The sequence below is a fragment of the Sandaracinus amylolyticus genome (assembly GCF_000737325.1).
In the GTDB taxonomy this organism is placed as follows: domain Bacteria; phylum Myxococcota_A; class Polyangia; order Polyangiales; family Sandaracinaceae; genus Sandaracinus; species Sandaracinus amylolyticus.
The window spans coordinates 86,484-110,469 of sequence record NZ_CP011125.1 but is presented as its reverse complement, the minus strand read 5'-3'; the positions used below and the strand labels follow the sequence as shown (position 1 = coordinate 110,469).

Genomic DNA, 23,986 nt, shown 5'->3' with positions numbered 1-23,986 from the left:
CACGATCCGGGGCGTAGATCCGAGCGAGGGAGGTGCGACGTGCGATTCGAGGATCGGATCGATGCAGGTCGGCAGCTCGCGCGACGGCTGCAGCACCATCGCGCGGGCGCGCCCGTCGTGGTGGGCCTCACGCGCGGCGGCGTGCCGGTCGCCGCCGAGGTCGCGCGCGCGCTCGGCGCGGAGCTCGACGCGCTCGTCGTGCGCAAGCTGGGCGCGCCGATCCAGCCGGAGCTCGGGATGGGCGCGATCGCGGAGGGCGGAGGCCGGTGGGTCGATCCGTCGATCGTCGCGATCACCGGCACCACCGAGGACGAGCTCGTCGACGTCGAGACCCGCGAGCGCGCGCTCATGCAGCGACGCATCACCCAGTACCGCGCGGCGAAGCCGCGGGTGCCGCTGCGCGATCGCACGGTGATCCTGGTCGACGACGGCATCGCGACCGGCGGCACGGTGCGCGCCGCGCTGCAGTCGATCCGCAACGAGAGCCCGCGCGCGATCGTGCTCGCGGTCCCCGTCGCGGCGGTGTCGACGCTCGAAGCGCTCGAGCGCAGCGCCGACGAGGTCGTGTGCGTCGAGCCCCGGCACGACCTGCACGCAATCGGGCTGTGGTACCGAGACTTCTCGCAGGTCGACGACGGCGAGGTCGTCGCGGCGCTGCGGGCGGCGCGCGCCGTGCGCGAGACCACGACGTCGCCGTGATCACCGCGCGCGGGTGATCACGAGCCGTCCGCACAGCACGGAATGCGGGCGCGTGATCGCGATCAGGGCGCGGGCCGCTCGGCGCGAGGCTGCGAGATCGCGGCGAGCGTGCGCGCGACGTCTGCGAAGAGGTGCTCGACCGTGCGCCGGATCGGGCTCCGCCGTCGCGAGCGCGCGAGGTCTCCGAGCGAGACGACGCCGATCACGCGGCCACGATCGTCGACCACCGCGAGGCGACGCACCTGCGCGTTCGCCATCACGCGCTCGGCGCTCCCGATCGGGTCGCTCGCGCGGCAGGTCCGCACGTCGCGCGACATCACCGTCTCGATCGACATGTCGCTCAGCTTCGCGCCCCGGGTGTACGCGGCCATGCAGATGTCGCGATCCGTGATCATCCCGACCGGCGCGCCCTCGTCGTCGACCACGGGCACGACGCCACAGTCCTGCTCCCACATGATCCGTGCCGCGGTGGAGACGTCGTCCTGGGGCGCGCAGCAACGCGGATCGCGCGTCATGATCTCTTCGACTCGCATGGCTCGAGAACCTCCGCCTCGGCAGAGCACGTAGCTCCCCCGAGGTGCGTCACGAGCGTCGCTCGTCGTCCGCTTCACCACGCTTCGGCGTGAGGGCGCCCTCGAGCAGCGCGATCGCGTCGATCGACGCGTCGTCGGCGTGCCACTCGAGCTCGCGGTCGTAGCGCACCAGCAGCTCGTCGATCCGACGGAGCTTCTCCACCGCGCGCTCCTGTCGCGCGATCAGCGAGCGCTCGCTCGGATGACGCTGCGCGAGCAGCGCGGAGATGATCGCGATCGTCTGCACCGGCGTGTTCGCGAGATGGCGGATCGCGAGCACGGTGCGCGCGAGGTGCTGCGCGGCGGCCGCTTCGGTCTGGGCGCGCAGCAGCTCCTGCTCGAGCGACTCACGCCGGAGGCGATGCGCGAGCACGGCCGCGGTGAGCACGCCGAAGCCGATCGTGACCCAGGGCTCGCCGAACGCGACGTCCTCGCGGATCGCCGCCGGGAGCAGCTCGAACGCGAGCACCGAGCTGCCCGCGTGCAGCAGCGTCGCGAGCACGCCCGCCCAGAGCCGCGGCGCGAGCACCGCGACGATCACGCAGCACAGCTTGCTCCCCTGGAACGGGATCCAGTGCTCGGCGTACGCCGCGTAGTAGGGGTCGCGCACGAACAGCGCGAGCGCGATCGCCGCGCTGTTCAGCACGAAGAGCGACGACGCGAGCTGCGCGCTCCAGTGCGGCCGGCGCACCAGGGCGACGACCAAGAGCATCGCGCCGACGACGCCCGAGACCAGCGCCGGCCACGTCGGGATCCCGGGCAGGCCGCGGCCCGTCAGCATCTCGAGCACGATGCCGACGACGTTCAGGGCAGAGGCAGTGCGCAGCGCGGCCCAGGCGCGCCGACGTCGCAGCTCGTCACCGACCACGCGCGGCCCTCCCGGGCGCGCTCCTCGGCGCGAGGCACGGCGTCGCACCCGCGTGCGAGAGGTGGCGATCAGCGTCCACGATGCTCGGCGCCACGGGCACGGAGACCTCCTTCGTGGATGTCGGTCCGCGCTGCCGCTCGGGCAAGCAACCGCCGCTCGTTCGAGCAAGCCGGTGCCACACCGCGCGTGCTCACGGAAAGCTGCGCGTGTCGAGCGGTCCGCTGCGAGATCACGGGCGAGCTCGTCCGGTCGTCTTCTGCCACTGCGGCGACTGCCCCAAGGCGCAGGGCGGCGCGTCGAGGGCGCCGTGGTTCGCGATCACCGACCAGCTCCCGCAGCACGCGGAGGACGAGCCGGCGCGCTGAGCGCGCTCGTCGTCGCGTGCTAGAGACGCCCGAAATGCACGCCGCGCGTCTCGTCCCAACGCTCCTCGCTTCGTTGCTCGTGATCGCCTGCGGGAGCGCGCCTCCCACGCCACCGAGCACGACGCCCGAGGACGACGTGACCGCGACCTACGCCGAGGCGGCGCGCAGCGGTGACGAGCTCGGCTACACGCGTCGCGCCGCGCACGAGCTGGGTCGCGCATCGGGGCTCGCGGTGCACGTCGCGGCACCGCGCGTGCTGACGGTGCGCACGGCGCAGGGCGACTCCGAGATCTCGCTCGCGCGGCCCTACGCGTCGTGTGTGCGAGAGCCCGCGGACTGCGACGCGATCACGTCGGAGTACCTCGCGTCGGTCGCGGCGATGGTGCGGCGCTCCGCGGAAGACGGGGCGGCGCGACCGGAGCGACTGCGGCTCGCGCTGCGCCACGAGGAGACGATCGCGGCGTACCGCGCACAGCTCGGCGACGAGCTCATCGCGCGGCCGTTCGTCGCCGATCTGCACGTCGTGGTGCTCGTCGACTTCCCGGAGTCCGCGCGTCCGCTCCTGCGCTCCGAGCTCCCGTCGATCACGCTCGACGAGGAGCAGGCGTACGAGCTCGCCCGCCGCAACGTGCTGGAAGAGCTCGGCCCGATGCCGGTCGACGCGAGCGCGCTGCAGCCGGGGACGGCGGCGGGGCTCTCGGAGGGCCGCTTCTACGAGTCGAGCCGACTGCTCGACGTCGACGCGCTGAGCGCGCTCGAGCGCGGCACCGGCGCGGCGATCCTGCTGGTCGTCCCCACGAACGACATCGTCATCCTCGCGTCGGCCGCCGATCCCACCGCGCTCCTCGCGCTCACGGAGATCGGCGCGCAGGTCGCGTCTCGCGCGAGCCGCACGCTGAGCACGGTGGTGCTGCGCTTCACCGGAGGCCGCATCGAGGTCGCGAGCTGAGCGATCGTCTGCGCGCTGGGCTCCGACATCGAGCACGTGCGCACGCTCGAGCGGCACGATCACTGGCTCGCGCGAAACGCGTTCGCCGCGCTCGGGCTCTGATCGATCAGCGCGGGACCATCTCGACCTCGAACATGCGCGGCCAGTACTTCCCCGTGATCACGAAGTGGCCGCGCTCGGGGATCCACGCGATGCCGTTGAGCACGTCGGCGTCCTCGCGCTCCTCGTCGTCGAGCAGCCCGCGCGCGTCGACCACCGCGGTGACGTGACCGCTGCGCGGATCGATCCGCACGATGCGCTCGGTCTGCCACACGTTCGCCCACACCACGCCGTCGACGCACTCGAGCTCGTTCAGCTGATCGAGCGGACGACCGCGCTCGCGCACCTGCACCCGCCGCACGATCTCGAACGTCTCGGGGTCACGGAAGAACAGCTCGTCGCTGCCGTCGCTCATCACGAGGTGCGTGCCGTCGTGGCAGAGGCCCCAGCCCTCACCGTCGTACTCGAACGTGCGCACCGGCTCGAACGCGGGCAGCGACCAGACGAACGCCTGCCCCTCCTGCCAGCTCAGCTGGTACAGGCGGTCCCCCACGCGCGCGAGGCCCTCGGCGAAGATGCGCGGCTCGAGGTCGCGCCGCTCGAGCACCTCGCCGCTCTCCAGCGCGACGCGTCGCAGCGACGAGCGACGATATTGCCCGGTGCTCTCGTAGAGATGCCCCTCGTGCCACAGGAGGCCCTGGGTGAACGCGCGCGAGTCGTGCGGGAACGAGCGGATCACGTTCACGCGCAGCCGCTCGGGCACCGGCGTGCCGGGCTCCGCCGTCCCGGGCTCCGTCGTCCCGGGCTCGGGCGTCTCGCGCTCGTCGTCGCGGCGCTCGCCGTCGCGCCCCGTGATCACGAGCTCCTCGCCGACCGCCTCCTCCTGCCGTCGCGCGCGCGCCACGAGCACGATCGCGATCACCGCCGCGATCGCGCCGAACAACCACACGACGCTCGGCGGCTGGCGGGTGGGCGCCGCGGCCGGCCTCGTCTCGGTCGGCGCGCTCGCCTCGGGCTCCGCGCGCTCGGTCGTCTCGTTCGTCGGCGCATCGCGCTTCGCAGACTTCTTCGTCGTGGCGGGGCGGCGGCGGGGCTCGTCGGCCATGCGGCGCGTACTACCACGGCGCGCCGCGAACGTGGCGCGCCCCTGCGCGACCGGCGTACGATGCGCGCGTGGAGACGCGGAACGGCAGGCCTCGCGCGCCGCGCGCGCCCGACGCGCCGGCGACGCGCGCGAGCATGGAGACGCTCGACGGCGACGTGCCCTCGATCGTCGCGGCGCTGCGCGATGCGCTCACCTCGCGGCTGCTGCCGGCGGGCGACATCGGCGCCGGCGGCATGGCGTCGGTCGAGGTCGTGCTCGACAAGGCGCTCGAGCGCCGCACCGTGCTCAAGCGCATCCACGACCACCTCGCGAAGGACCCGCAGACACTGCGCATGTTCGTGCGCGAGGCGCAGATCACGGGGCAGCTCGAGCACCCGAACATCGTCCCGGTGCACGAGCTCGGCGTCGAGGGCGAGCGCTCGCTCTTCTTCACGATGAAGCTCGTCGAGGGCCGCACGCTCGCGGAGATCGTGCGCGCGCTGCCCGAAGGACCGATCGCGCACGACACGCTGCTCGATCTCCTGGACGTCGTGATCAAGTGCTGCGACGCGCTCGCGTTCGCGCACAGCCGCGGCGTCATCCACTGCGACGTGAAGCCGGCGAACGTGATGGTCGGCGACTTCGGTCAGGTCTACCTGATGGACTGGGGCATCGCGCGTCGCCTCGGTCCCGTCGCGACGCCGGTGGCGCCCGAGGAGCGCAGCGGCTCGAGCGTTCGTCTCGTCGGCACCGCGACCCACATGGCGCCCGAGCAGGCCCGCGGCCTCAACGACGAGCTCGACGAGCGCACCGACGTGTTCGCGGTGGGCGCGCTGCTCTATCACGTGCTCGCGCGCCGCGCGCCGTACGCGGCCGACACGTTCTGGGCGATCGTCGTGCGCGCCCAGACCGGGCAGTGCGATCCGATCGAGCAGATCGCGCCGCACACCCCGCGCGCGCTCGCGCGCATCGTGACGCGCGCGATGTCGGTCGCGCCCGGCGATCGTTATCCGTCGGTCGCCGCGATGCGGCACGACCTCGTGCAGTTCGTGCGCGGCGGTGGGCTCTTCCCGGTGATCACGGTCGCGCCCGGCGAGCACGTCGTGCGCGAGGGCGAGGCGGGCGAGACCGCGTACATCATCGAGAGCGGCCGCCTCGAGGTGTTCCAGGGCCCGTCGGGGCATCGCCGCGTGCTGCGCGTGATGGGCCCCGGCGAGGTGTTCGGCGAGATGGCGATCCTCGCGCCCGGCCCGCGCACCGCGAGCGTCGTCGCGCTCGAGTCGAGCACGCTGCGCGTGGTGACCGCGGAGACGCTGGAGCGCGAGGTGGAGTCGCTCAAGCCGTGGATGGGCGCGTTCGTGCGCACGCTCGCGGCGCGATTCCGAGAGCGCGAGTCGAAGCGCTAGCGGAAATCCACCGCAGAGATCGCAGAGGGCCACGGAGATCAGGGCCAATTCCTCTGCGGCCCTCTGCGGCCCTCCGTGGTGAATTCTTCTCCCACGCTTCAGTGCGAGTGCCGATGGTGCAGATCCGGCTCGTGCGGATGCACGTGCTCGATCGCGTCGTGATCGTGCTCGTGGAAGTGCCATCCGAAGCGCGGCAGTCGCTCGTGCGCGTGCGTGTGGTGCGCGTCGTCGTGACGATGCCAGTGCGCGTGCCGCGTCCGCTCGTGTCGATGCGCGTGTGCGTGGCGATCGCGCGGCAGCATCAGCAGCGCGACCGCGAGGAGCCCGGTCGCGACGATCGACACCGTCGTCAGCGGCTCGCGCACCGACACGCTCGCCGCGCGCAGCCCGAGCATCAGCAGCGCCGGCCCGATCACCCCGCCGAAGAGCACCGCGCCGCCGAGGCGCCATCGCGTCGCGCCTTCCCGCAGCGCGGCGCGCGGCCACGCTCGCGCGCTCGGCGCCACCGCGAGCGCCGCGCCGAGGTAGAGCAGCCCCGCGAGCGTGAAGGGCCCGATCGCGCCGAGCAGCGCCTTCGCCGCCGGCGTCGACGCCCCGAAGAGCGCGGCGGCCACCAGCGCCCAGAGCCACGGTCCCGTCGCCATGACCTCTAGATTGTCGAAGAATCGGCTCGCCCGCCGGTCCCTACCGTCCGCGCGCTTCACGCTCGCCTCCGCGCTTGCGCGCGATCCGGAGATCTCGTCGCGCTGTAACGACCGATCGACACCGCATCGTCGTTGAGAACGGCGCGTCACCGTGAGTACGCTGACCGAACGATGCCGGGGGAGATCACCTACGAAGAGCTGTGCAAGCGCGCCCGCGCGACCGTCGACTCCGTCGCCGACGATCCGCAGGGACGCCTCGCACTGCGACAGCGCTACTACGAGCGATGGGGCGGCGATCCGAAGCCGTACGGGCTCGGACGCTCCGAGCTCGACTTCATGCGCTGGGAGATCGAGCGCGGTGTGCTCGCGCCCGTCGAGAAGGGCGGCTCTCCGTGGTGGCGCGCGGTCAATGGCGCGCTCCTCTATCACGCCGAGCTCGCGTCGCTGATCGCCGACAACCTCCCCGAGCTCTCGCCGGGATCGGCGCCAGTCCGATTCTGGCTCGCGTTCCAGCGCGAGAAGACGCCGCAGAGCTGGTACCGCGCCCACAACAGCAGCATCGTCGCCGGATATCTCGAGTCCGTCGCGCTCGCGCACGCCGAGCCGTGGTCGGAGCGCGTGTTCATGAACATCGTGCTCTATCGACTGCTCTACGCGCAGAGCATGGTCGAAGGCATGGAATTCGGAGAGCTCGGCCAGATCCTCGCGAATCCCGCGCTCCCCAGCGTCGCGATCATGGTCGAGATCCCGGCGTTCTATCCGCGGCATTACCCGCTCACCGAGCGCGACGTCCGGAACATCCTGCAGAAGGGCCACTCCGTCGGCGACGATCTCGAGCAGACGTTCGACGATCTCTTCGTCATCCCCCAGCTGACCTCGCTCTACGAGCACGCGTCGGGCTGGATCGGACAGCCCGGGCTCAAGCGCCTGATCAACATGGGATTGCCCGATTATCCGGGTGGCGCGCCGACCGACGAGAAGCCGGTCCCGCTGCCTCCGCCGCGCCCCGGCGCGAAGCGGAAGGTGGCCATTCTCGGCGGCGGCCTCGCATCGCTCTCGGCGGCGTACGAGCTCACCAGCTATCCGAATTGGCGCGATCACTACGAGGTCACGCTCTATCAGATCGGGTGGCGCGTCGGCGGCAAGACCGCCAATGGGTTCGGCCCCGGCGATCGCATCGAAGAGCGCGGAATCCACATCTTCCAGGGCTGGTACAACAACGCATTCCGCATGGTGCGAGACGCCTACGACGAGATGGCCAAATACCATCTCGCGCCGGGCTCTCCGCTGCCGAAGTGGACCGACGCGTTCGTGCCCGACGATGCGACGCTGTTCACGCAGCAGAACGCGAAGACCGGTGAGTGGACCAACTGGCCCATTCTCTTCCCGTACAACGAAGAGCTCCCCGGCGAAGGCGGTCCGCCGCCGATCTACGAAGTGATCGGCGAGGCGCTCGGACTGCTCGCGGAGCTCGTGCTCGGCTCGCCGTACGCCGAGGACCAATCGTGGATCCAGAAGCTGCTCTCTCCGATCGTGATCCACACGTGGTTCACGCCGCCCTGGGAGAAGAGCGAGCCGCACTGGTGGAAGGACGTCGCGAAGAGCGCGCTCGGCCTCTCCGATCATCACCGCCCCGAGCTGCAGTGGGTCGCGTACGCGCGCGATCTCGCGAAGGATTTCGCGAAGAAGCCGACCGTCGAGATCAACGGCCTCGAGGTCTCGGTGCTGCGCGTGATCGCGGGGCTGCTCGGCGGGTTCGTCACGCTTCTGCGTCACCTCGCGCCCGCCGATCGCACGAAGGACGATCGCCTCGAGCACATCTACATCCTCGCGGAGTACGGCCTGGCGAACCTCCGCGGGTTCCTCGAGGACGTGTACGACGAGCGGACTCACCAGCTCGACTTCGGTCGCATCAACGATCGCGACTATCGCGAGTGGCTGCTCTCGCACGGGCTGCCCGAGGATCTGAAGGACTGCGCGCCGGTGCGGTTCATCTACTGCGGGTGTTTCCACAACATGTACCAGGGCGAGCCGGGACGGCTCGCGGCGGACCTCGGCCTGCGCAGCTTGCTCGCGTCGGTGACGTATCGTGGCTCGCTGGTGTGGAAGCTCGTCGCGGGCACCGGTGGCTCGCTGACTGCGCCCCTCTACAAGATGCTCGCGCACCGTGGCGTCGAGTTCGCGTTCTTCCGCGACGTCGAGGAAGTGCACTGGTCGCCGACCGACGAGATCGAGTCGATCACCGTCGGAGTCCAGGTCGATCTCGCGCCCGGCGTGCAGCGCTATTCGCCGCTCAAGAAGGTGAAGGACGTCGACGGCTGGCCCTCTCACCCGCACTACGACCAGCTCGATCCCGAGCAGGTGCGCGTGCTGCGCGAGAAGAACGTCGATCTCGAGTCGCCGTGGGCCGACTGGACCTCGGTGCGCACCGAGGTCCTCCGCCGCGGCGTCGACTTCGACGACGTGATCCTCGGCATCCCGGTGCGCGCGACGGAGCAGATCTGCGCGGAGATCGTGAATCACTCCGACGCGTGGAAGAAGATGGTCGGACACGTGCGCACGACTCCGACGCTCGGAGTCCAGCTCTGGCTCCGTCCGACGCTCTCCGAGCTCGGGATGAAGATGAGCGAGTGGGGCATGGACGAGGGCGACGAGCCCAATTCGGTCATCTACGCCGATCTGCTCTATTCGTGGACCGACATGGGCAGTGTGCTGACGTTCGAGGGCTGGCGCCCCGACGAGATGCCCGGTGAGCTCAGCTATTACTGCGGGACCTGGGACACCGGCCCTCTGCCGCCGCCGAGCGATCACGGGTTCCCCGAGCGCGAGACGAGGCGCCTGATCGAGTACACGCGCGGCTGGCTCGATCAGAACATGGGGTGGTTTTTCCCGAACGCGGTGAAGAACGGGACGTTCGATCTCTCGCTGCTCGTCGATCCCCGCGACCCGAGCTGCACCGAGAAGATCCCCGGCGACGTCCGGCTCGCGCGCCAGTGGTTCACCGTCAATGCGGCGCCGAGCGAGCAATACACGCTCGCCTGGCCCGGCAGCGACAAATACCGTCTCGCCGCCGATGAGTCGGGGTTCCGCAATCTCTTCCTCTGCGGCGACTGGACGAATTTCGGGCTGAACATCGGCCACGTCGAGGGCGCCGTCACGTCGGGGCTCGTCGCGGCACAAGCGTTCTTGCGCCTGCGCATGAACCAGAACGGGCTGCGCGAGATCTACCCCGACGTCGGCATTCCCGGAGCTTCGTAGTCCCCATGAGAAGGCTGCACGCGGCGCGAGGCGCGACGTACTTCCTCGACGAATCCGGCCTCGGCGACTCCAGCCTCGACGACTCCAGCCTCGGCGGATCCAGCCTCGGCGACTCGAGCGCCGAGAGCGGCCCTCTCCTCGTGAAGGTGCTCGACGCGCCCGCGACCACGCAGGCGCAGCTCGAGCTCGAGAACGAGCTGCGCCTCACGCGCGAGCTCGCGATCCCCGGGGTGCGCCGCGCGATCCGCCGCGGCGAGGTCGACGGTCGGCCCGCGCTGTGGACCACGTTCTTCGCGGGCGACACGCTCGAGCGCGCGTTCTCCGATGCGCGACAGCCGCTCGAGCGCGTGCTCGAGGTCGGTGTGCGCCTCGCCGACGTGCTCGGCGCGCTGCACGCCGCGCGCATCGTGCACGGGCACCTCTCGCCGCGCGCGATCCGCGTCGACGCGACGTTCCGCGACATCGAGCTCTCGCGCCTCGGGCTCGCGAGCCGCCTCGACGTGGTCGCGGAGCCCGAGGGCCTCGCGGTCGCGGCGAGCGATCGCGCTGCGTACGCCGCGCCCGAGGAGACCGGGCGCATGAACCGTCCGGTCGACTGGCGCGCCGATCTCTACTCGCTCGGCGCGATCCTCTACGAGATGCTCACCGGGGCACCCGCGCTCTCGGCCCCGAGCGCGCTCGAGCTGGTGCATCGACTGATCGCGACGGCGCCGACTCCGCCGCATGAGCGCGATCCGCAGATTCCCGCGCAGGTCTCGGCGATCGTCCTCAAGCTGCTCGCGAAGAACGCCGAGGATCGATATCAGTCGGCAGAAGGACTGCGTGTCGATCTCGCGCGCTGTCTCGATCACGTGCGGCGCGGCGACGCGATTCCTACCTTCGCGCTCGCCGAGCGAGACGTCTCCGCGCGATTCCGGCTCACCCGGCGTCTTTATGGTCGCGACGCCGAGCTCGCCGCGCTGCGCGACGCGATCGATCGCATCGCCGCGCCGGAGGGCGGCGTCGAGCTGGTGCTGCTCGCCGGGCGCGCCGGCACCGGGAAGTCGATGCTGGTGCGCGAGATCGAGCGCCCGCTCACCGCGCGCCACGGCCGCTTCATCGAGGGCAAGTTCGATCAGTACCAGCGCGAAGTGCCGTTCTCCGCGCTGTCGCGCGCGTTCGAGCAGTGGGTGCACCTCGTGCTCGCGGAGGACGACGCGGAGCTCGCGCGACAGCGCGCGCGCATCCTCGATGCGGCCTCGGATCTCGGCGGGCTGCTCACGCGACTGGTGCCGGATCTCGAGCTCGTCATCGGCACGCAGCCCGCGGTGCCCGAGGTCGGCCCGAGCGAGGCGCTGCATCGATTCCAGTACGTGCTCCGTCGATTCCTCGCGTCGGTCGCCGACTCGACGCGTCCGCTGGTGCTCTTCGTCGACGATCTGCAGTGGGCCGACTCGGCGTCGCTCGAATTGCTGGGCACGCTCGCGACCAGCGGAGATGCGCGACACCTGCTCATCGTGGGTGCCTATCGCGACGACGAAGTGCCGACCGGACATCCGCTCACGCTGCTGCTCGACTCGCTCGGTCGATCGAGCGCGCGGGTGACGCGGATCGCGATCGGACCGCTCGCCCACGACGCCATCGAGCAGCTCGTCGCGGACACGCTCTCCGACACGCCGGCGCAGGTGCGCCCGCTCGCGACCCACGTCGCGGGCGAGACCGCGGGCAACGCGCTCTTCGTGGGCCAGCTGCTGCGCGCGATGGTCGACGAGGGCACGCTCGCATGGAGCCACGCGGCGGCGCGCTGGGAGTGGAGCCTCGATGGTCGCGAAGGCACACGGCGCGACGTGCTCGACCTCATCGTCGCGAAGGTGCGGCGTCTGCCCGACGCGACGCGCGAGCTCCTCGTGACGTGCGCATGCCTCGGCACCCGCGTCGACGCGAGCGTGCTGGCGCAGCTCACCGATCGCACGGCGATCGCGGTCGCGACGCTGCTCGAGCCCGCGCTGCGCGAAGGCGTGCTCCTCGCGACGGGCGCGGGCCATCGTTTCCTCGAGGCGGGGCTGGAGATCGCGGGTGATCTCGAGGCGGGATACGTCTTCCCGCACGACCGCGTGCAGCAGGCCGTGTACTCGCTGGTGCCCGAAGGCGAGCGCGAAGCGCTGCACCTCGGGCTCGGTCGGCGCCTCGCCGGCGCGCTCGGCGCGACCGACGCCGACGATCGCATCTTCGACGTCGTCCACCAGCTCAACCGCGGCCGCGCGCGCCTGCTCGATCGCGCGGAGCGTCGTGATCTCGCGCGGCTCGATCTCCACGCGGGGCTCGTCGCGAAGCGCAGCGCAGCGTACGCGGCCGCGCTCGAGTACCTGACGATCGGGATCGAGCTGCTCGGCGGTGTCGGCGGTGACGTCGCGTGGTCGACCGATCGCCCGCTCGCGCTGCAGCTCCACACCGAGGCCGCGGAGTGCGCGTATCTCTCGAGCGCGATCGATCGCATGGAGCAGCACATCGACGCGGTGCTGGCGCAAGCGGCGGGCGCGTCGATCCTCGAGACGATCCGCGTCTACAACCTGCGCGTCGACGCGTACACGTCGCAGAACCGTCTGAACGACGCGATGAAGGTCGGGCTCGAGGCGCTCGCGCAGCTCGGCGTGCGCTTCCCGCGCGAGCCCAAGCTCCCGCACGTGCTCGCGGGCCTCGCGCGCACGAAGCTCACGCTCGTTGGCAAGGACGTCCCGAAGCTCGCGACGCAACGTCGCATGACGGACCCGCACAAGCTCGAGGCGATGTTGCTGCTCGAGCGCATGGTGCCGCCGGCGTACATGAGCGGCAGTCCGCTGTTTCCGCTGCTCGTGTTCGCGATGGTCGACCTGAGCGTGAAGTACGGCAATTCGCCGCTCTCTCCGTTCGGATATGGCTCCTTCGCGATCACGCTCTCCGGCGTGCTCGGCGACATCCGCTCGGGCGAGGTGTTCGGCCGCACCGCGCTCACGACGATGCGCGAGCTCGGCGCCGAGACCTATCTCGCGAAGGTCTATTTCGTCCTCTACGTGTTCATCACGCACTGGACGCAGCACCTGTCGACGTGCGTCGACCCGCTGCTCGACGCCTATCACTCGGGCATGAAGGCCGGCAATCTCGTCGGCGCGACGTGGTCTGCCTATTACCGACTCTTGTGGATGCACTACTGCGGTCGTCCGCTCGCCGAGCTCGAGCGCGAGGCCGCGACGTACAGCACGATCTTCGCGCAGCTCGAGCAGAACGCCGCGTTCCGCCGCTGCGACATGCTTCGTCAGACGCTGCTCAACCTGATGGGCCGCAGCGCGCATCCGATCGAGTTCCGCGGCGAGACCTACGACGACGGAGAGATCGAGACGCTCACCGCGAAGGGCGACGACGCGACGTCGCGCTTCTTCTTCCACTCGAACAAGGTGATGCTCGGGTACCTGTTCGATCGCGCGGATCTCGCGGTGCAGCACGGCGATCGGGCCAAGACGCTGCTCGAGTCCGCGACCGGCCTGCCCGACACGCCGTACTGGACGTTCTGGGACGCGCTCGCGCGCGCCCGCGCGAGCGAGAGCGCGCGCGGCAAGCGCAGCAAGACGCTGCTCGCCGAGGCGCGCGCGCACGCGGCGAAGCTCGCGAAGTGGGGCCGCTTCGCGCCGATGAACTACCAGCACAAGCACGACCTCGTCGCCGCGGAGATCGCGCGCATCGAGAGCGACCACACGCGGGCGCGCGAGCTCTACGATCAGGCGATCGAAGGCGCGACCACGCACGGCTACGTGCAAGAGGCCGCGCTCGCCTGCGAGCTCGCCGCGCGCTTCCATCGCGGCCGCGCGCGGCGCGAGCTCGCGACGTGGTATCTCCGCCGCGCGCACGAGGGCTATCTGCGCTGGGGCGCGATCGCGAAGGCCGATGCGCTCGAGGCAGCGTTCCCGGAGCTCGCGGCGCACGGGCACGAGGCGACGCACGACGAGCCGCAGCACGTCTCGGCGGACATCGACCTCGCGTCGGTCGTGAAGGCGACCACGGCGATCAGCGGTGAGATCGTGCTCGATCGGCTCGCCGCGACGCTGCTCGAGATCGCGGTGGAGAACGCAGGCGCGCAGCGCGGCGCGCTCGTGCTCTGGGAAGACAACGAGGGGCGCGTCGTCGCGCGCAAGGACGCGACGGGCGCGGTGTCGACCGGCCTCGACCTCGCGATCGCGTCGGCCGAGCTCCCCGAGACGGCGATCGCGTACGTCGCGCGCAGCAAGCGCGCGCTGGTCGTCGGTGACGCGCTCACCGAGACGCGCTTCGCGCGCGATCCGCACGTGCTGGGCCACAGCGTGCGCTCGATGCTGTGCATGCCGATCGTGCACCAGGGCGCGCTGCGCGCGATCGTGTACCTTGAGAACAACCTCGCGCCCGACGCGTTCACGCCCGAGCGATTGACGCTGCTCGGCGTCCTCGGCGGACAGATCGCGATCTCGCTCGACAACGCGAAGCTCTACCGGAACCTCGAGACCGCGCTCGACAAGCAGACGCAGCTCACGCAGGCCTACTCGCGCTTCACGCCCAAGGCGTTCCTCGACTTCCTCGGCGCGGAGTCGATCCTCGACGTGCGGCTCGGCGATCAGCGACACGGCGACATGACCGTGCTCTTCGCCGACATCCGCTCGTACACGTCGCTGTCGGAGTCGATGTCGCCCGACGACAATTTCCGCTTCATCAACGGGTTCCTCTCGCGGATGACGCCGGTGATCGGCGAGCACGGCGGCGTGGTGAGCGACTTCCTCGGCGACGGAGTGATGGCGTTCTTCCCGCGCGAGCCCGAGGACGCGCTGCGCGCCGCGATCGCGATGCAGCGCGCGCTGCGCGGCTACAACGAAGAGCGCCGCGCGAAGGCGCGCATGCCGATCACGATGGGCATCGGCATGCACACCGGGCCGCTGATGATCGGCGTGATCGGCGACCGCGATCGCATGGACGCGGCGCTGGTCTCGGACACCGTGAACACCGCCGCGCGCATGGAGGGGCTCACCAAGGAGCTGCGCGTGTCGATCGCGGCGAGCGAGAGCACGATCGCGCGCGTCGATCGCGCATTCGAGCGCTTCGGGCTGCGCCGCGTCGGCGACATCCGTCCCAAGGGCAAGTCGCAGGTGGTGCGCGTCTACGAGTGCTTCGACGGCGACGTCGACGCGGGCGCGCGCGCGAAGCGCGACCACGTCGCGGAGTTCGAGGCCGCGCTCGCCGCGTTCCAGCGCGCGGAGTTCGCGGACGCGAGCGACTCGTTCGAGAAGCTCCTCGCGGCGTACGAGCACGACGCGACGGCGCATCGTTATCTCGAGCGCGCGAAGGAGTACCGCGCGCGCGGCGTGCCCGAGGGGTGGAGCGGAGTCGAGGCGATGGAGCGCAAGTAGCGGATCGACCGATTGGCACCCATCGGTTTTCCCGATATTGCGCGCTCGGAGTTCTCGGTTATCAATCCGCCTCGATGACGAGCCATGACGCGGGCGACGTGTTGCCCGTGCCCTCCTCGCCCTCGCCTCGCGATCGATCGCTGCGCGCCACGGTGTTGGCGCTCGGCGTGAGCGTCGCGGCGATCGCGGCACCGATCGACGCCGCGGCACAGGCCCGCGTCGTCGCCGAGATCGACGACGAGAGCAGCGATCGCCGTCGCGCGCGCTGGTCGCTCCGCGCCGCAGCGGCGCGCGCGATCACCGGTGCGCCGCGCGTGCAGGCCGCGCGCGCACAGGTCGACGCGGCGCGCGCGCACCTCGCGCACCGGAGCGTGCCAGTCGTGGGCAATCCCTACGTCAGCGTGCGCGCGCTCTTCGGCATGCCCGATCAGTCCGCCGCGACGTATGGCGTCGTGCTCGGGCTGCCCTTCGATCTCTCGGGCCGACAGAGCGCGTGGTCGCACGAGATCGATCAGCTCGTCGAAGAGTCCGAAGAGATCGCCGAGGCTGCGGCGAACGAGGCGCGCGCCGAGGTCGCGAGCGCATACGTCGACCTCGCGATCGCGCAGGAGCGCCTCGCGGTCGCCGAGGATCGACTGCGCGTCGCCGGCGCCTCCCACGCGAGCGTGCGCGCCCGCGCCGAGGCCAGCGACGCGACGGTGCTCGACGTGTCGCTCGCCGCGTCCGAGCTCGGCATCGCGCGCGCCGAGGTCGCCGATCGCCGCCGCGCGCTCCTCGCGGCGCAGGCCGCGTTCCGCGCCGCGCTCGACCTCGATCCCGACGTGAGCCCCGAGGTCGAGCCGCTCGCGGGGGCTGGCCCCCCAGGCGACGTGGATCTCGCCACCGCGATCACGCTCGCGAGCGAACGCCGCGCCGAGCCCCGAGCCCACCAGGCCGCCGCGCGTCGCTACCGCCTCAGCGAAGATCGTTTGTTCGCAGAGTCGATCGATCTCCTCCTCGTCGGGCTCGAGTGGGAGTCGCAAGGGAACCAGCGCACCGCGCACTCGTGGGGCGTGAGCGCGACGATGGGGCTCCCGCTGATCCGCACCGCGCAGGGAGAGCGCGCGGTCGCGCGCGGGCAGTCCGACCTCGAGCTCGAGCTGAGCGTGCTCGCCGAGCGCAGCGTGGAGCGCGAAGCCGCGGCGGCATGGGCCGCGCTGCAGACGTCGCTCGATCACCTGCGCGTGATCGACGACGAAGCGCTCGCCGCGGCGGAGCGCGCGCTCGCGATGAGCGAGGAGCTGCTCGCTGCGGGCGCGGTCGATCTCTTCCGCGTGCTGAACGCGCGACGCGAGGTCTACGCGCTGCGGGCGCAGCGCCTCGATGCGCTGCGCGACGCCTGGAACGCACGGATCGCGCTGGAGCGCGCCATCGGAGGAACGTGGGAATGATCAGGCTTTCGCGATGGCGCGAGCGCGCGACGCTGCTCGCGATCGGCGCGGCGCTCGGAGGCGGTGCAGGCGCGCTGGCGAGCGCATCGCTGCGCGCCGAGGCGAGCGGACAGTCGCCTCCGACGACGACCGTCGCGAGCGCGCCGACGCGCGAGCGCGTGCGCCTCGGACAGCACCTCGCCGAGCGCGCGGGCATCCGCGTCGCCGCGGTCGAGGAGTCGTCGATCGCGCCGGGCATCGAGGTCGTCGGCGCGATCGCGCTCGATCCCGCGCGCGTCTCCGACGTCGGCGGGCGCGTGGTCGGTCGGGTCGCCGAGTACTTCGTGGAGCACGGAGATCGCGTCGAGGCGGGCGCGCCGCTGGTGCGCATCGAGACCGCGGAGCTCGGCGATGCCATCGCCGAGTGGCTCGCCGCGCTCGCCGAGCTCGAGGCCGCGAGCGCACGGCTCACGCGCGAGCGCGGGCTCGCGACGCGACAGCTCGCGACCGCGGGATCGCTCGAGCGCGCCGAGGCCGAAGAGGGCGCGCTCTCCGCGCGTGCGCGCGGCGCCGAGCACCGCCTGCTCGCGATGGGCCTGACCCGCGGCGAGCTCGAGCGCATCGCGCGCGGCGGGCGCGTCTCCGGGATCACGCTGCGCGCGCCGATCGCGGGCGAGATCATCGAGCGCACGGCGATGCTCGGCGAGGTGGTCGAGCCCACCGATCCGATCCTGCGCGTCGCGGCGCTCGACACGGTGTGGGTGCTGCTCGACGTGTACGAGCGCGACCTCGCGCGGGTGCGCGAAGGCGACGACGTCGAGGTGCGCACCGAGACCGCGCAGGACGCGGCGATCCGCGGCCACGTCGAGCACGTCGACGCGATCGTCGATCCCGAGACGCGCACCGGTCGTGTGCGCGTCTCGATCGACAACACCGAGCGTCTCCTTCGTCCCGGTCAGTACGTCTACGCGCGGCTCTCGCGCGACGCCGGTGCCCACCGCGGCGTGCTCGCGCCGCGCAGCGCGATCCTCCAGCTCGGCGGCGAGCCCGCGTCGTTCGTCGCGCTCGGCGGCGACGAGTACGAGGTGCGCCCGCTGCGCCTCGGCGCATCGCTCGGCGAGCTCGTCGAGGTCGAGGCCGGGCTCGAGGTCGGTGATCAGCTCGTCGTCGAGGGCGCGTTCGCGCTCAAGAGCGAGCTCCAGCGCTGAGGCCCACGACGATGCTCGAGCGCATCACGGATCTCTCGGTCAAGCAGCGCGCGCTGATGGTCGTGCTCGGCGTCGCGGTGTTGATCAGCGGCTTCTGGGCGGTGCCGCGTCTTCCCGTCGACGCAGTGCCGGACGTGACGAACGTGCAGGTCGTCGTGCTCACCGAGGCGGGTGGTCTGTCCGCCGAGGAGATGGAGCGCTTCGTCACGTTCCCGGTCGAGATGGCGATGACCGGCCTGCCCGGCCTCACCGAGCTGCGCTCGGTCACGCGCGGTGGGCTCTCCGCGGTCACGATCGTGTTCGAAGAGGGCGTCGACGTGTGGTTCGCGCGGCAGCTCGTCACCGAGCGCGTGCGCGAAGTGGAGGCCGACATTCCGCCGGAATTCGGGCGCCCGCAGCTCGCGCCCGTCTCGACCGGCCTCGGCGAGATCTACCAGTTCGTGCTGCGCAGCGAGCAGCGGAGCTCGATGGAGCTGCGCTCGATGCTGCAGTGGGAGATCTCTCCGCGCCTGCGCAGCGTGCCCGGCGTGATCGAGGTCAACGCGATGGGCGGCGCGGCCAAGGAGTTCCAGGTCGTGCTCGACCCGCGTCGCCTCGCGGCGTACGGGCTCACGCTCGGCCAGGTGCTCGAGTCGCTCGAGCGCGGCAACGCGAGCGTCGGCGGCGGATGGATCGAGCGCGGCCCCGAGCAGTACGTGATCCGCGGCGAGGGCCTCCTGCGCGACGTCGCGGAGATCGGCTCGGTCGTGGTCTCCGCCGACGACGACGGAACGCCGATCCTCGTGCGCCAGCTCGGCGAGGTGCGCGAGGGCGCCGCCCTGCCCTACGGCGTCGTCACCCAGAACGGCGAAGGCGAGGCCGTCACCGGCATCGTGCTGATGCTGATCGGCCAGAACTCGCGCGAGGTCGTGTCGCGCGTGCACGAGGAAATGGCGCGCATCCGCGCCGAGCTCCCCGACGACGTCGAGGTCGACGTCGTCTACGACCGCGCGAGCTTCATCGAGCGCACGCTCGAGACCGTCGCGACGAACCTGGTCGAGGGCCTCGTCCTCGTCGCGATCGTCATCCTCGTGTTCCTGCGCTCGTGGCGCGCCGCGCTGCTCGTCACGCTCGGCATCCCCTTCGCGATGATCCTCGCGGTGTGGGGCATGATCGCGCTCGGCGTCGACGGCAGCCTCATGTCGCTCGGCGCGATCGACTTCGGCCTGCTCGTCGACGGACCGATCGTGATGGTCGAGGCCGTGATGGCGCGCCTCGCGATCGAGGATCTCTCGAAGCGCTCGCGCACCGAGACGATCGGCGACGCGATCCGCCAGGTCGCGCGCCCGGTCGCGTTCTCGGTGCTGATCATCCTGCTCGTCTACGTGCCGCTGCTCAGCCTCGAGGGCACCGAGGGCAAGATGTTCCGGCCGATGGCGACCACGATGGCGCTCGCGCTCGGCGGCTCGGTCGTGTTCGCGCTGCTCGTGTTCCCCGCGGGCGCCGCGCTCTTCCTGAAGGGCGGAGGGCACCACCACGGCGGCTTCCTCGGCTGGCTCGAGGGCCGCTACACGACGCTGGTGGACCGCGCGATCCGCGCGCGTGGTCCGCTCGTCGGGCTCGCGGTGGTCCTCTTGGTCTGTACCATCCCGATCGGCGGCTCGCTGGGCGCCGACTTCGTCCCGCGCATCGACGAGGGCGACATCGTCGTCGCGATCCGTCGGATCCCGAGCCTCGGCCTGAGCGAAGCGCGACGGCTCGATCTCGAAGTGGAGCGCGTGCTCGCGCGCTTCCCCGAGGTGGTCAGTCAGATCGGCATGACCGGCCGCTCCGAGGTCGCGACCGATCCCGTCGGCATGGACAACACCGACATCCTCGTGCGGCTGCGCCCCAAGGACGAGTGGACCACCGCGCACGATCTCGACTCGCTCGGCGAGGCGATGAAGACCGCGATCGAGTCCGAGGTGCCCTCGACGTTCGTCTCGATCTCGCAGCCGATCGAGGATCGCACCAACGAGATGATCTCGGGCTCGCGCGCCGACGTCGCGATCCTGCTCTTCGGCGACGATCTCGAGCGCATGAGCTCGATCGGACGCCGCATCGGCGCGGTGCTGCGCAGCGTGCCGGGCGCGGGCGACGTGCGCGTCGAGCGCGCGCTCGGGATGCCGATGCTGCTCGTGCGCCCGGATCGCACGCGCCTCGCGCGCTACGGCATGCGCAGCGAGGAGGTGCTCGCGGCGGTCGAGGCGTCGCGCCAGGGGCGTCGCGTGGGCCACGTGTTCGAGGGCCAGCGCCGCATGGAGCTGCGCGTGCTGCTGCCGCCGATCGAGCAGTCGCTCGAGGGGTTCCGCGCGCTCCCCGTCGGCACGTCCGACGGAGCGCTGGTGCCGATCGGTCAGGTCGCGAGCGTGGTCGAGGCCGACGGTCCTTCGCAGATCAGTCGACAGAGCCTGCGACGCCGGCTGCGCATCGAGGTGAACATCCGCGGCCGCGATCTGATCAGCTTCGTCGACGACGCGCGCGCCGCGGTCGCGCGCGACATCGAGCTGCCCGACGGATACGACCTCGAGTGGGGCGGGCAATTCGAGAACTTCCAGCGCGCGAGCGCGCGCCTCGGGATGGTCGTGCCGATCGCGCTCGCGATCATCTTCGCGATGCTGTTCTTCGCGTTCGGCGACGTGCGCTACGCGCTCGCGGTGTTCTCGGGCGTGCCCTTCGCGCTGATCGGCGGCGTCGCGGCGCTCGCGGCGCGCGGCATGCCGTTCAGCATCCCCGCGGCGGTCGGGTTCATCGCGCTCTGCGGCATCGCCGTGCTCAACGGCGTGGTGATGGCGAGCGAGGTGAAGCGACGCATCGAGGGCGGCGCGAGCGTGGAGGACGCGATCCGCAGCGGCGCGATCGCGGTGCTGCGCGCGGTGCTGCTCACCGCGACGGTCGCGGCGATCGGCTTCTTGCCGATGGCGATCTCGGGATCGGCGGGCAGCGAGGTGCAGCGCCCGCTCGCGACCGCGGTGATGGGCGGCGTCGTGTCGAGCACGCTGCTCGGGCTCTTCGTGCTGCCGGCGCTGCTCTCGTACGCGCTGCGCAGCACGTCGGAGAGCGCGACGAGCGAGGGACCGTACCGCGATCCCTCGTGATTGATGGTTCATTGTGTGTCTTCGCCGCCCGCGGTCTCGGCGGGCGGCGGCGGCAGCGATTCGAGCCGCGCCTTGATCCGTTGGAACGCGGGGTCGTCGACCTGCAGCTCGGCGGTGGGCTTCGCCGCGATCGCGGCCTCGGTCGCTTCGAGACGATCCTCGGTCATCGGGTGCGTCGCGAACCACCGCTCGAGCACGCCGCGCTCTTCTTCCTCGGCGGCGAGCGTCGCGAAGAAGCGGGTGAGCCCCGAGGGATCGATCCCCGCGCTCGTCGTGTACTCGATCGCCGAGGCGTCGGCCTCGCGCTCGTCGTCGCGGCTGTAGCTCGCGAACACCGCACCCGCGCCGACACCGAGCGCGGCCTGCTCGAGGTCGCCGGGCTCGCGACCGAGCAGCACGTACGCGAGCGTCGCGCCGAGCGCGGTGCTCTGCATGCGCGACATCTGCTCGACGCCGTGGCGGTGCTCCACATGCGCGATCTCGTGCGCCAGCGGACCCGCGAGCTCCGACATCGTGTCGGCCTCCTCGATCAGCCCGCGCGTCACGTAGATGAAGCCGCCGGGCAGCGCGAACGCGTTGATCTGATCGGTGTCGACGACGCGGAACTGCCACGGCACGTCGCGCGAGCTGCCCGCCGCGCCGACCAGGCGACGACCGAGCTCGGTCACGTACGTCGTGATCTCGGCGTCGTCGAGGATCGGGAGCTCCTGCTCGATCTCCTCCGAGGCCTGCATCCCCATCGCGACCTCGCGCTGGGTCGACACCGCGCTCGCGCACGCGGGCACCGCGACCGCGGCGACGATCGCGAGCGCGAGCCGACCATCTCGCTTCGTGCGCATCCGTGCATCCTCCTGCGCGATGCGCGCAGCAAGCGATGCGCCACGACCAGCTGGAGTGCTCGCTCGTGCGGGGCCCGCACGGGAGCGTGCGGAGCACGTGGACGGGAGGGCCCCGCGCGCGCGAGCCGATGTTGCTCACGCCAGCTGGAGTGCTCGCTCGTGCGGGGCCCGCACGGGAGCGTGCGGAGCACGTGGACGGAAGGGCCCGGCGCGGGCGAGCCGATGTTGCTCACGCCAGCGGGAGTGCTCGCTCGCGGGGGGCCCTGAGCGAGGCGGCTTTCTCAGGTCTCCACGAGCGAGAAGCGCCGTCGCATCACGCCGCGCACCGCGATCCACGACATCAGACCGACCGGCCCGAACATCAGCGTGAGCACGAGCGAGGGCACCACCGCGAGGTGCGGGATCCCGAGGCGCCGCGCATCGCGCACCTCCCACGCACCCACGAACAGATCGAAGATCAGGTAGTGCACCCAACACGCGATCACGGTCTGTCGCGTGGTGAAGATCCGCATCACGCCGTCGAGCGTGAAGAAGTGCGAGCCCTGCGGGCCGGGCCGATCGCCGAAGAGCAGGATCGTGTACGCGATGCCGAGCAGCACCGGCACGAGCCCCGAGAACACGATCCGCTCGGTGCCTCGCCATCGCGGCGCGAAGACGAGCAAGAGCCACGCGGGCACCACCGCGTAGTTCAGCGCGAGGAAGACGTAGTCGAGCGTGTCCACGCTACGCGCGCGGCGGCATGGGCAGGAGGCGCGACGTGGTCTTCTGGTACTCGCGATATGCGGGGTACTTCGAGACCGTGATCTGCTCGGTGAACGTGGTCGAGCCCTGGAACAGCAGCGAGAGCAGCACCGCGCCCACGATGGTCCAGTTGGCCCATCCTGCGCCCGCCGCGACGGAGAACAGGTAGATCGCCCACCACATCCCCTGCTCGCAGAAGAAGTTCGGGTGGCGCGAGAAGCGGAAGAGCCCGTTCGTGAGGAACTCGTGCTCGACGCGCTCACCGCGCGCCTTCCGCGCGTGTTTGTCCTGGTGGAAGCGCCACTGCTGCTCGTCCGCGATCGTCTCGCCCGCGAGGAACGCGAGGAAGAGCAGCGCCGCGACGACGTCGATCGCGTTCAGCGGCGTGCCCGCGCCGTGCTCGAGCGCGGCCCACGCGGGCAGCGTGATCAGCAGCAAGAGCACGTTCTGGTACAGCGCGATGAACCCGAAGTTGAACAGTTGGAACATCGCCGGGCTCATGCGCTTGCGCAGCACTTCCCAGCGATAGTCCTCGCCGCCCGGCGCGTACCCGCCCTTCCGCGCGAAGTTGAACGTGAGCCGCGCGCCCCACGCCGTGACGAGCACCGTCATCAGCACGAGCCGCGCGTCGGCGAAGTCCGCGCACCACGCGAACCACCCGACGTAGAGCGCGGGCACGATCGACCAGATGCGATCGACCCACGAGCACTCGCGCGTGAAGAGCGAGAGGATCCAGCAGAGGGCGGCGACCGCGAGGGCACCGTAGACCGCGAACAGCAGCGAGGTAGGCACGCGGCGCGAGATTCTCGTCGCCCGCGATCGCCGAGTAAAGAGCGCGGATGCACCCGCGGCGCGCACGGATCACGATGCGCCCTCCGTGACGACGAACCTGCGATTCCGAGCTGCGCGCGCCGAGGACGTGCCCGCGATCGTCGCGCTGGTCGAGAGCGCCTATCGCGGCGATGCGAGCCGCGCCGGGTGGACCACCGAGGCCGACCTGCTCGACGGGCAGCGCACCGACGCGCGAGAGATCGCGGAGCTGCTCGCGACCCCGCGCGCGCGCCTGGTGCTCGCGGAGCGCGACGACGCGCTGCTCGGGTGCGTGGTCGTGAAGGACGAGGGCGAGAGCGCGTACCTCGGCATGCTCTCGGTGCGGCCCACGCTGCAGGGCGGCGGCGTGGGGCGCGCGCTGGTCGCGGAGGCCGAGCGCGTCGCGCGCGACGAGCTCGGTCGCGGCGCGATGCGCATGACCGTGATCACGCAGCGCGCCGAGCTGATCGCGTGGTACGCGCGGCTCGGCTACGCGCCGACCGGCGAGACCGAGCCCTTCCCCTACGGCGATGCGCGCTTCGGCCTGCCGCGGCGCGACGATCTCGTGTTCGTCGTGCTGAAGAAGGCGCTCTAG

General features: G+C 71.2%; 17 protein-coding genes. 10 read left to right on the top strand and 7 right to left on the bottom strand.

What is annotated here, in order from left to right:
- The first annotated feature begins 39 nt into the window (after positions 1 to 39).
- Entirely contained in the window at positions 40 to 699 is a 660-nt protein-coding gene (locus DB32_RS00435) for a phosphoribosyltransferase (protein ID WP_053230427.1), read from the top strand.
- Between the two features lie 62 nt (positions 700 to 761).
- On the opposite strand, the gene DB32_RS00430 is transcribed toward DB32_RS00435, so the two are convergent.
- Positions 762 to 1,232, bottom strand: a complete 471-nt coding sequence (locus tag DB32_RS00430; protein ID WP_075097416.1) for a CBS domain-containing protein — start codon at positions 1,230 to 1,232, stop codon at positions 762 to 764.
- 49 nt (positions 1,233 to 1,281) lie between these two features.
- On the bottom strand, positions 1,282 to 2,139 hold the full coding sequence (locus tag DB32_RS00425) for a hypothetical protein (protein ID WP_053230426.1): 858 nt from the start codon (positions 2,137 to 2,139) through the stop codon (positions 1,282 to 1,284).
- Between the two features lie 206 nt (positions 2,140 to 2,345).
- Here DB32_RS00425 and DB32_RS46185 point away from each other — a divergent pair, with 206 nt between their 5' ends.
- Together DB32_RS46185 and DB32_RS00420 are read left to right on the top strand one after the other, a co-directional pair.
- Positions 2,346 to 2,504: a hypothetical protein gene (locus tag DB32_RS46185; RefSeq protein WP_157068547.1), complete on the top strand. Its 159-nt coding sequence runs from the start codon at positions 2,346 to 2,348 to the stop codon at positions 2,502 to 2,504.
- Positions 2,505 to 2,538: 34 nt separating this feature from the next.
- Positions 2,539 to 3,453 carry a DUF1444 domain-containing protein gene (locus DB32_RS00420; protein WP_053230425.1) on the top strand — a complete coding sequence of 305 codons (915 nt, stop codon included), beginning with the start codon at positions 2,539 to 2,541 and terminating at the stop codon, positions 3,451 to 3,453.
- A gap of 106 nt (positions 3,454 to 3,559) precedes the next feature.
- Here DB32_RS00420 and DB32_RS43930 read toward each other — a convergent pair whose 3' ends face one another.
- On the bottom strand, positions 3,560 to 4,597 hold the full coding sequence (locus DB32_RS43930; protein WP_075097415.1) for a glutaminyl-peptide cyclotransferase: 1,038 nt from the start codon (positions 4,595 to 4,597) through the stop codon (positions 3,560 to 3,562).
- 68 nt (positions 4,598 to 4,665) lie between these two features.
- On the opposite strand from DB32_RS43930, the gene DB32_RS00410 reads away from it, so the two are divergent.
- Positions 4,666 to 5,982, top strand: coding sequence for a protein kinase domain-containing protein (locus DB32_RS00410; protein ID WP_157068546.1), 1,317 nt, complete (start codon positions 4,666 to 4,668; stop codon positions 5,980 to 5,982).
- A gap of 98 nt (positions 5,983 to 6,080) precedes the next feature.
- Here DB32_RS00410 and DB32_RS00405 read toward each other — a convergent pair whose 3' ends face one another.
- Complete coding sequence (locus DB32_RS00405) at positions 6,081 to 6,626, bottom strand: DMT family transporter (RefSeq protein WP_053230423.1); 546 nt, start codon at positions 6,624 to 6,626, stop codon at positions 6,081 to 6,083.
- A 171-nt stretch (positions 6,627 to 6,797) separates the two neighbouring features.
- Here DB32_RS00405 and DB32_RS00400 point away from each other — a divergent pair, with 171 nt between their 5' ends.
- From DB32_RS00400 to DB32_RS00380, 5 genes are read left to right on the top strand one after another with little or no spacing between them, the layout of a single operon-like run.
- Positions 6,798 to 9,884, top strand: coding sequence for an NAD(P)-binding protein (locus tag DB32_RS00400; RefSeq protein WP_053230422.1), 3,087 nt, complete (start codon positions 6,798 to 6,800; stop codon positions 9,882 to 9,884).
- A gap of 5 nt (positions 9,885 to 9,889) precedes the next feature.
- Positions 9,890 to 15,268 (top strand): AAA family ATPase, encoded by a 5,379-nt coding sequence (locus DB32_RS00395; protein WP_053230421.1) that lies wholly within the window; start codon positions 9,890 to 9,892, stop codon positions 15,266 to 15,268.
- Positions 15,235 to 16,698, top strand: coding sequence for a TolC family protein (locus tag DB32_RS00390; protein WP_157068545.1), 1,464 nt, complete (start codon positions 15,235 to 15,237; stop codon positions 16,696 to 16,698). The genes DB32_RS00395 and DB32_RS00390 overlap by 34 nt, the downstream gene beginning before the upstream one ends.
- Positions 16,695 to 17,885, top strand: a complete 1,191-nt coding sequence (locus tag DB32_RS00385) for an efflux RND transporter periplasmic adaptor subunit (RefSeq protein WP_053230419.1) — start codon at positions 16,695 to 16,697, stop codon at positions 17,883 to 17,885. The genes DB32_RS00390 and DB32_RS00385 overlap by 4 nt, the downstream gene beginning before the upstream one ends.
- A gap of 11 nt (positions 17,886 to 17,896) precedes the next feature.
- Complete coding sequence (locus DB32_RS00380) at positions 17,897 to 21,001, top strand: efflux RND transporter permease subunit (protein ID WP_053230418.1); 3,105 nt, start codon at positions 17,897 to 17,899, stop codon at positions 20,999 to 21,001.
- Positions 21,002 to 21,009: 8 nt separating this feature from the next.
- Here DB32_RS00380 and DB32_RS00375 read toward each other — a convergent pair whose 3' ends face one another.
- The 3 genes from DB32_RS00375 to DB32_RS00365 form a co-directional block, all read right to left on the bottom strand.
- Positions 21,010 to 21,840, bottom strand: coding sequence for a M48 family metallopeptidase (locus tag DB32_RS00375; protein WP_053230417.1), 831 nt, complete (start codon positions 21,838 to 21,840; stop codon positions 21,010 to 21,012).
- A gap of 281 nt (positions 21,841 to 22,121) precedes the next feature.
- Positions 22,122 to 22,562, bottom strand: a complete 441-nt coding sequence (locus DB32_RS47820) for an ABA4-like family protein (RefSeq protein WP_053230416.1) — start codon at positions 22,560 to 22,562, stop codon at positions 22,122 to 22,124.
- A gap of 1 nt (position 22,563) precedes the next feature.
- Complete coding sequence (locus tag DB32_RS00365; protein ID WP_205627012.1) at positions 22,564 to 23,373, bottom strand: DUF1295 domain-containing protein; 810 nt, start codon at positions 23,371 to 23,373, stop codon at positions 22,564 to 22,566.
- An 85-nt stretch (positions 23,374 to 23,458) separates the two neighbouring features.
- On the opposite strand from DB32_RS00365, the gene DB32_RS00360 reads away from it, so the two are divergent.
- The gene (locus DB32_RS00360) at positions 23,459 to 23,986 is read left to right on the top strand and encodes a GNAT family N-acetyltransferase (RefSeq protein WP_053230415.1); all 528 of its coding nucleotides are present in this window, start codon (positions 23,459 to 23,461) and stop codon (positions 23,984 to 23,986) included.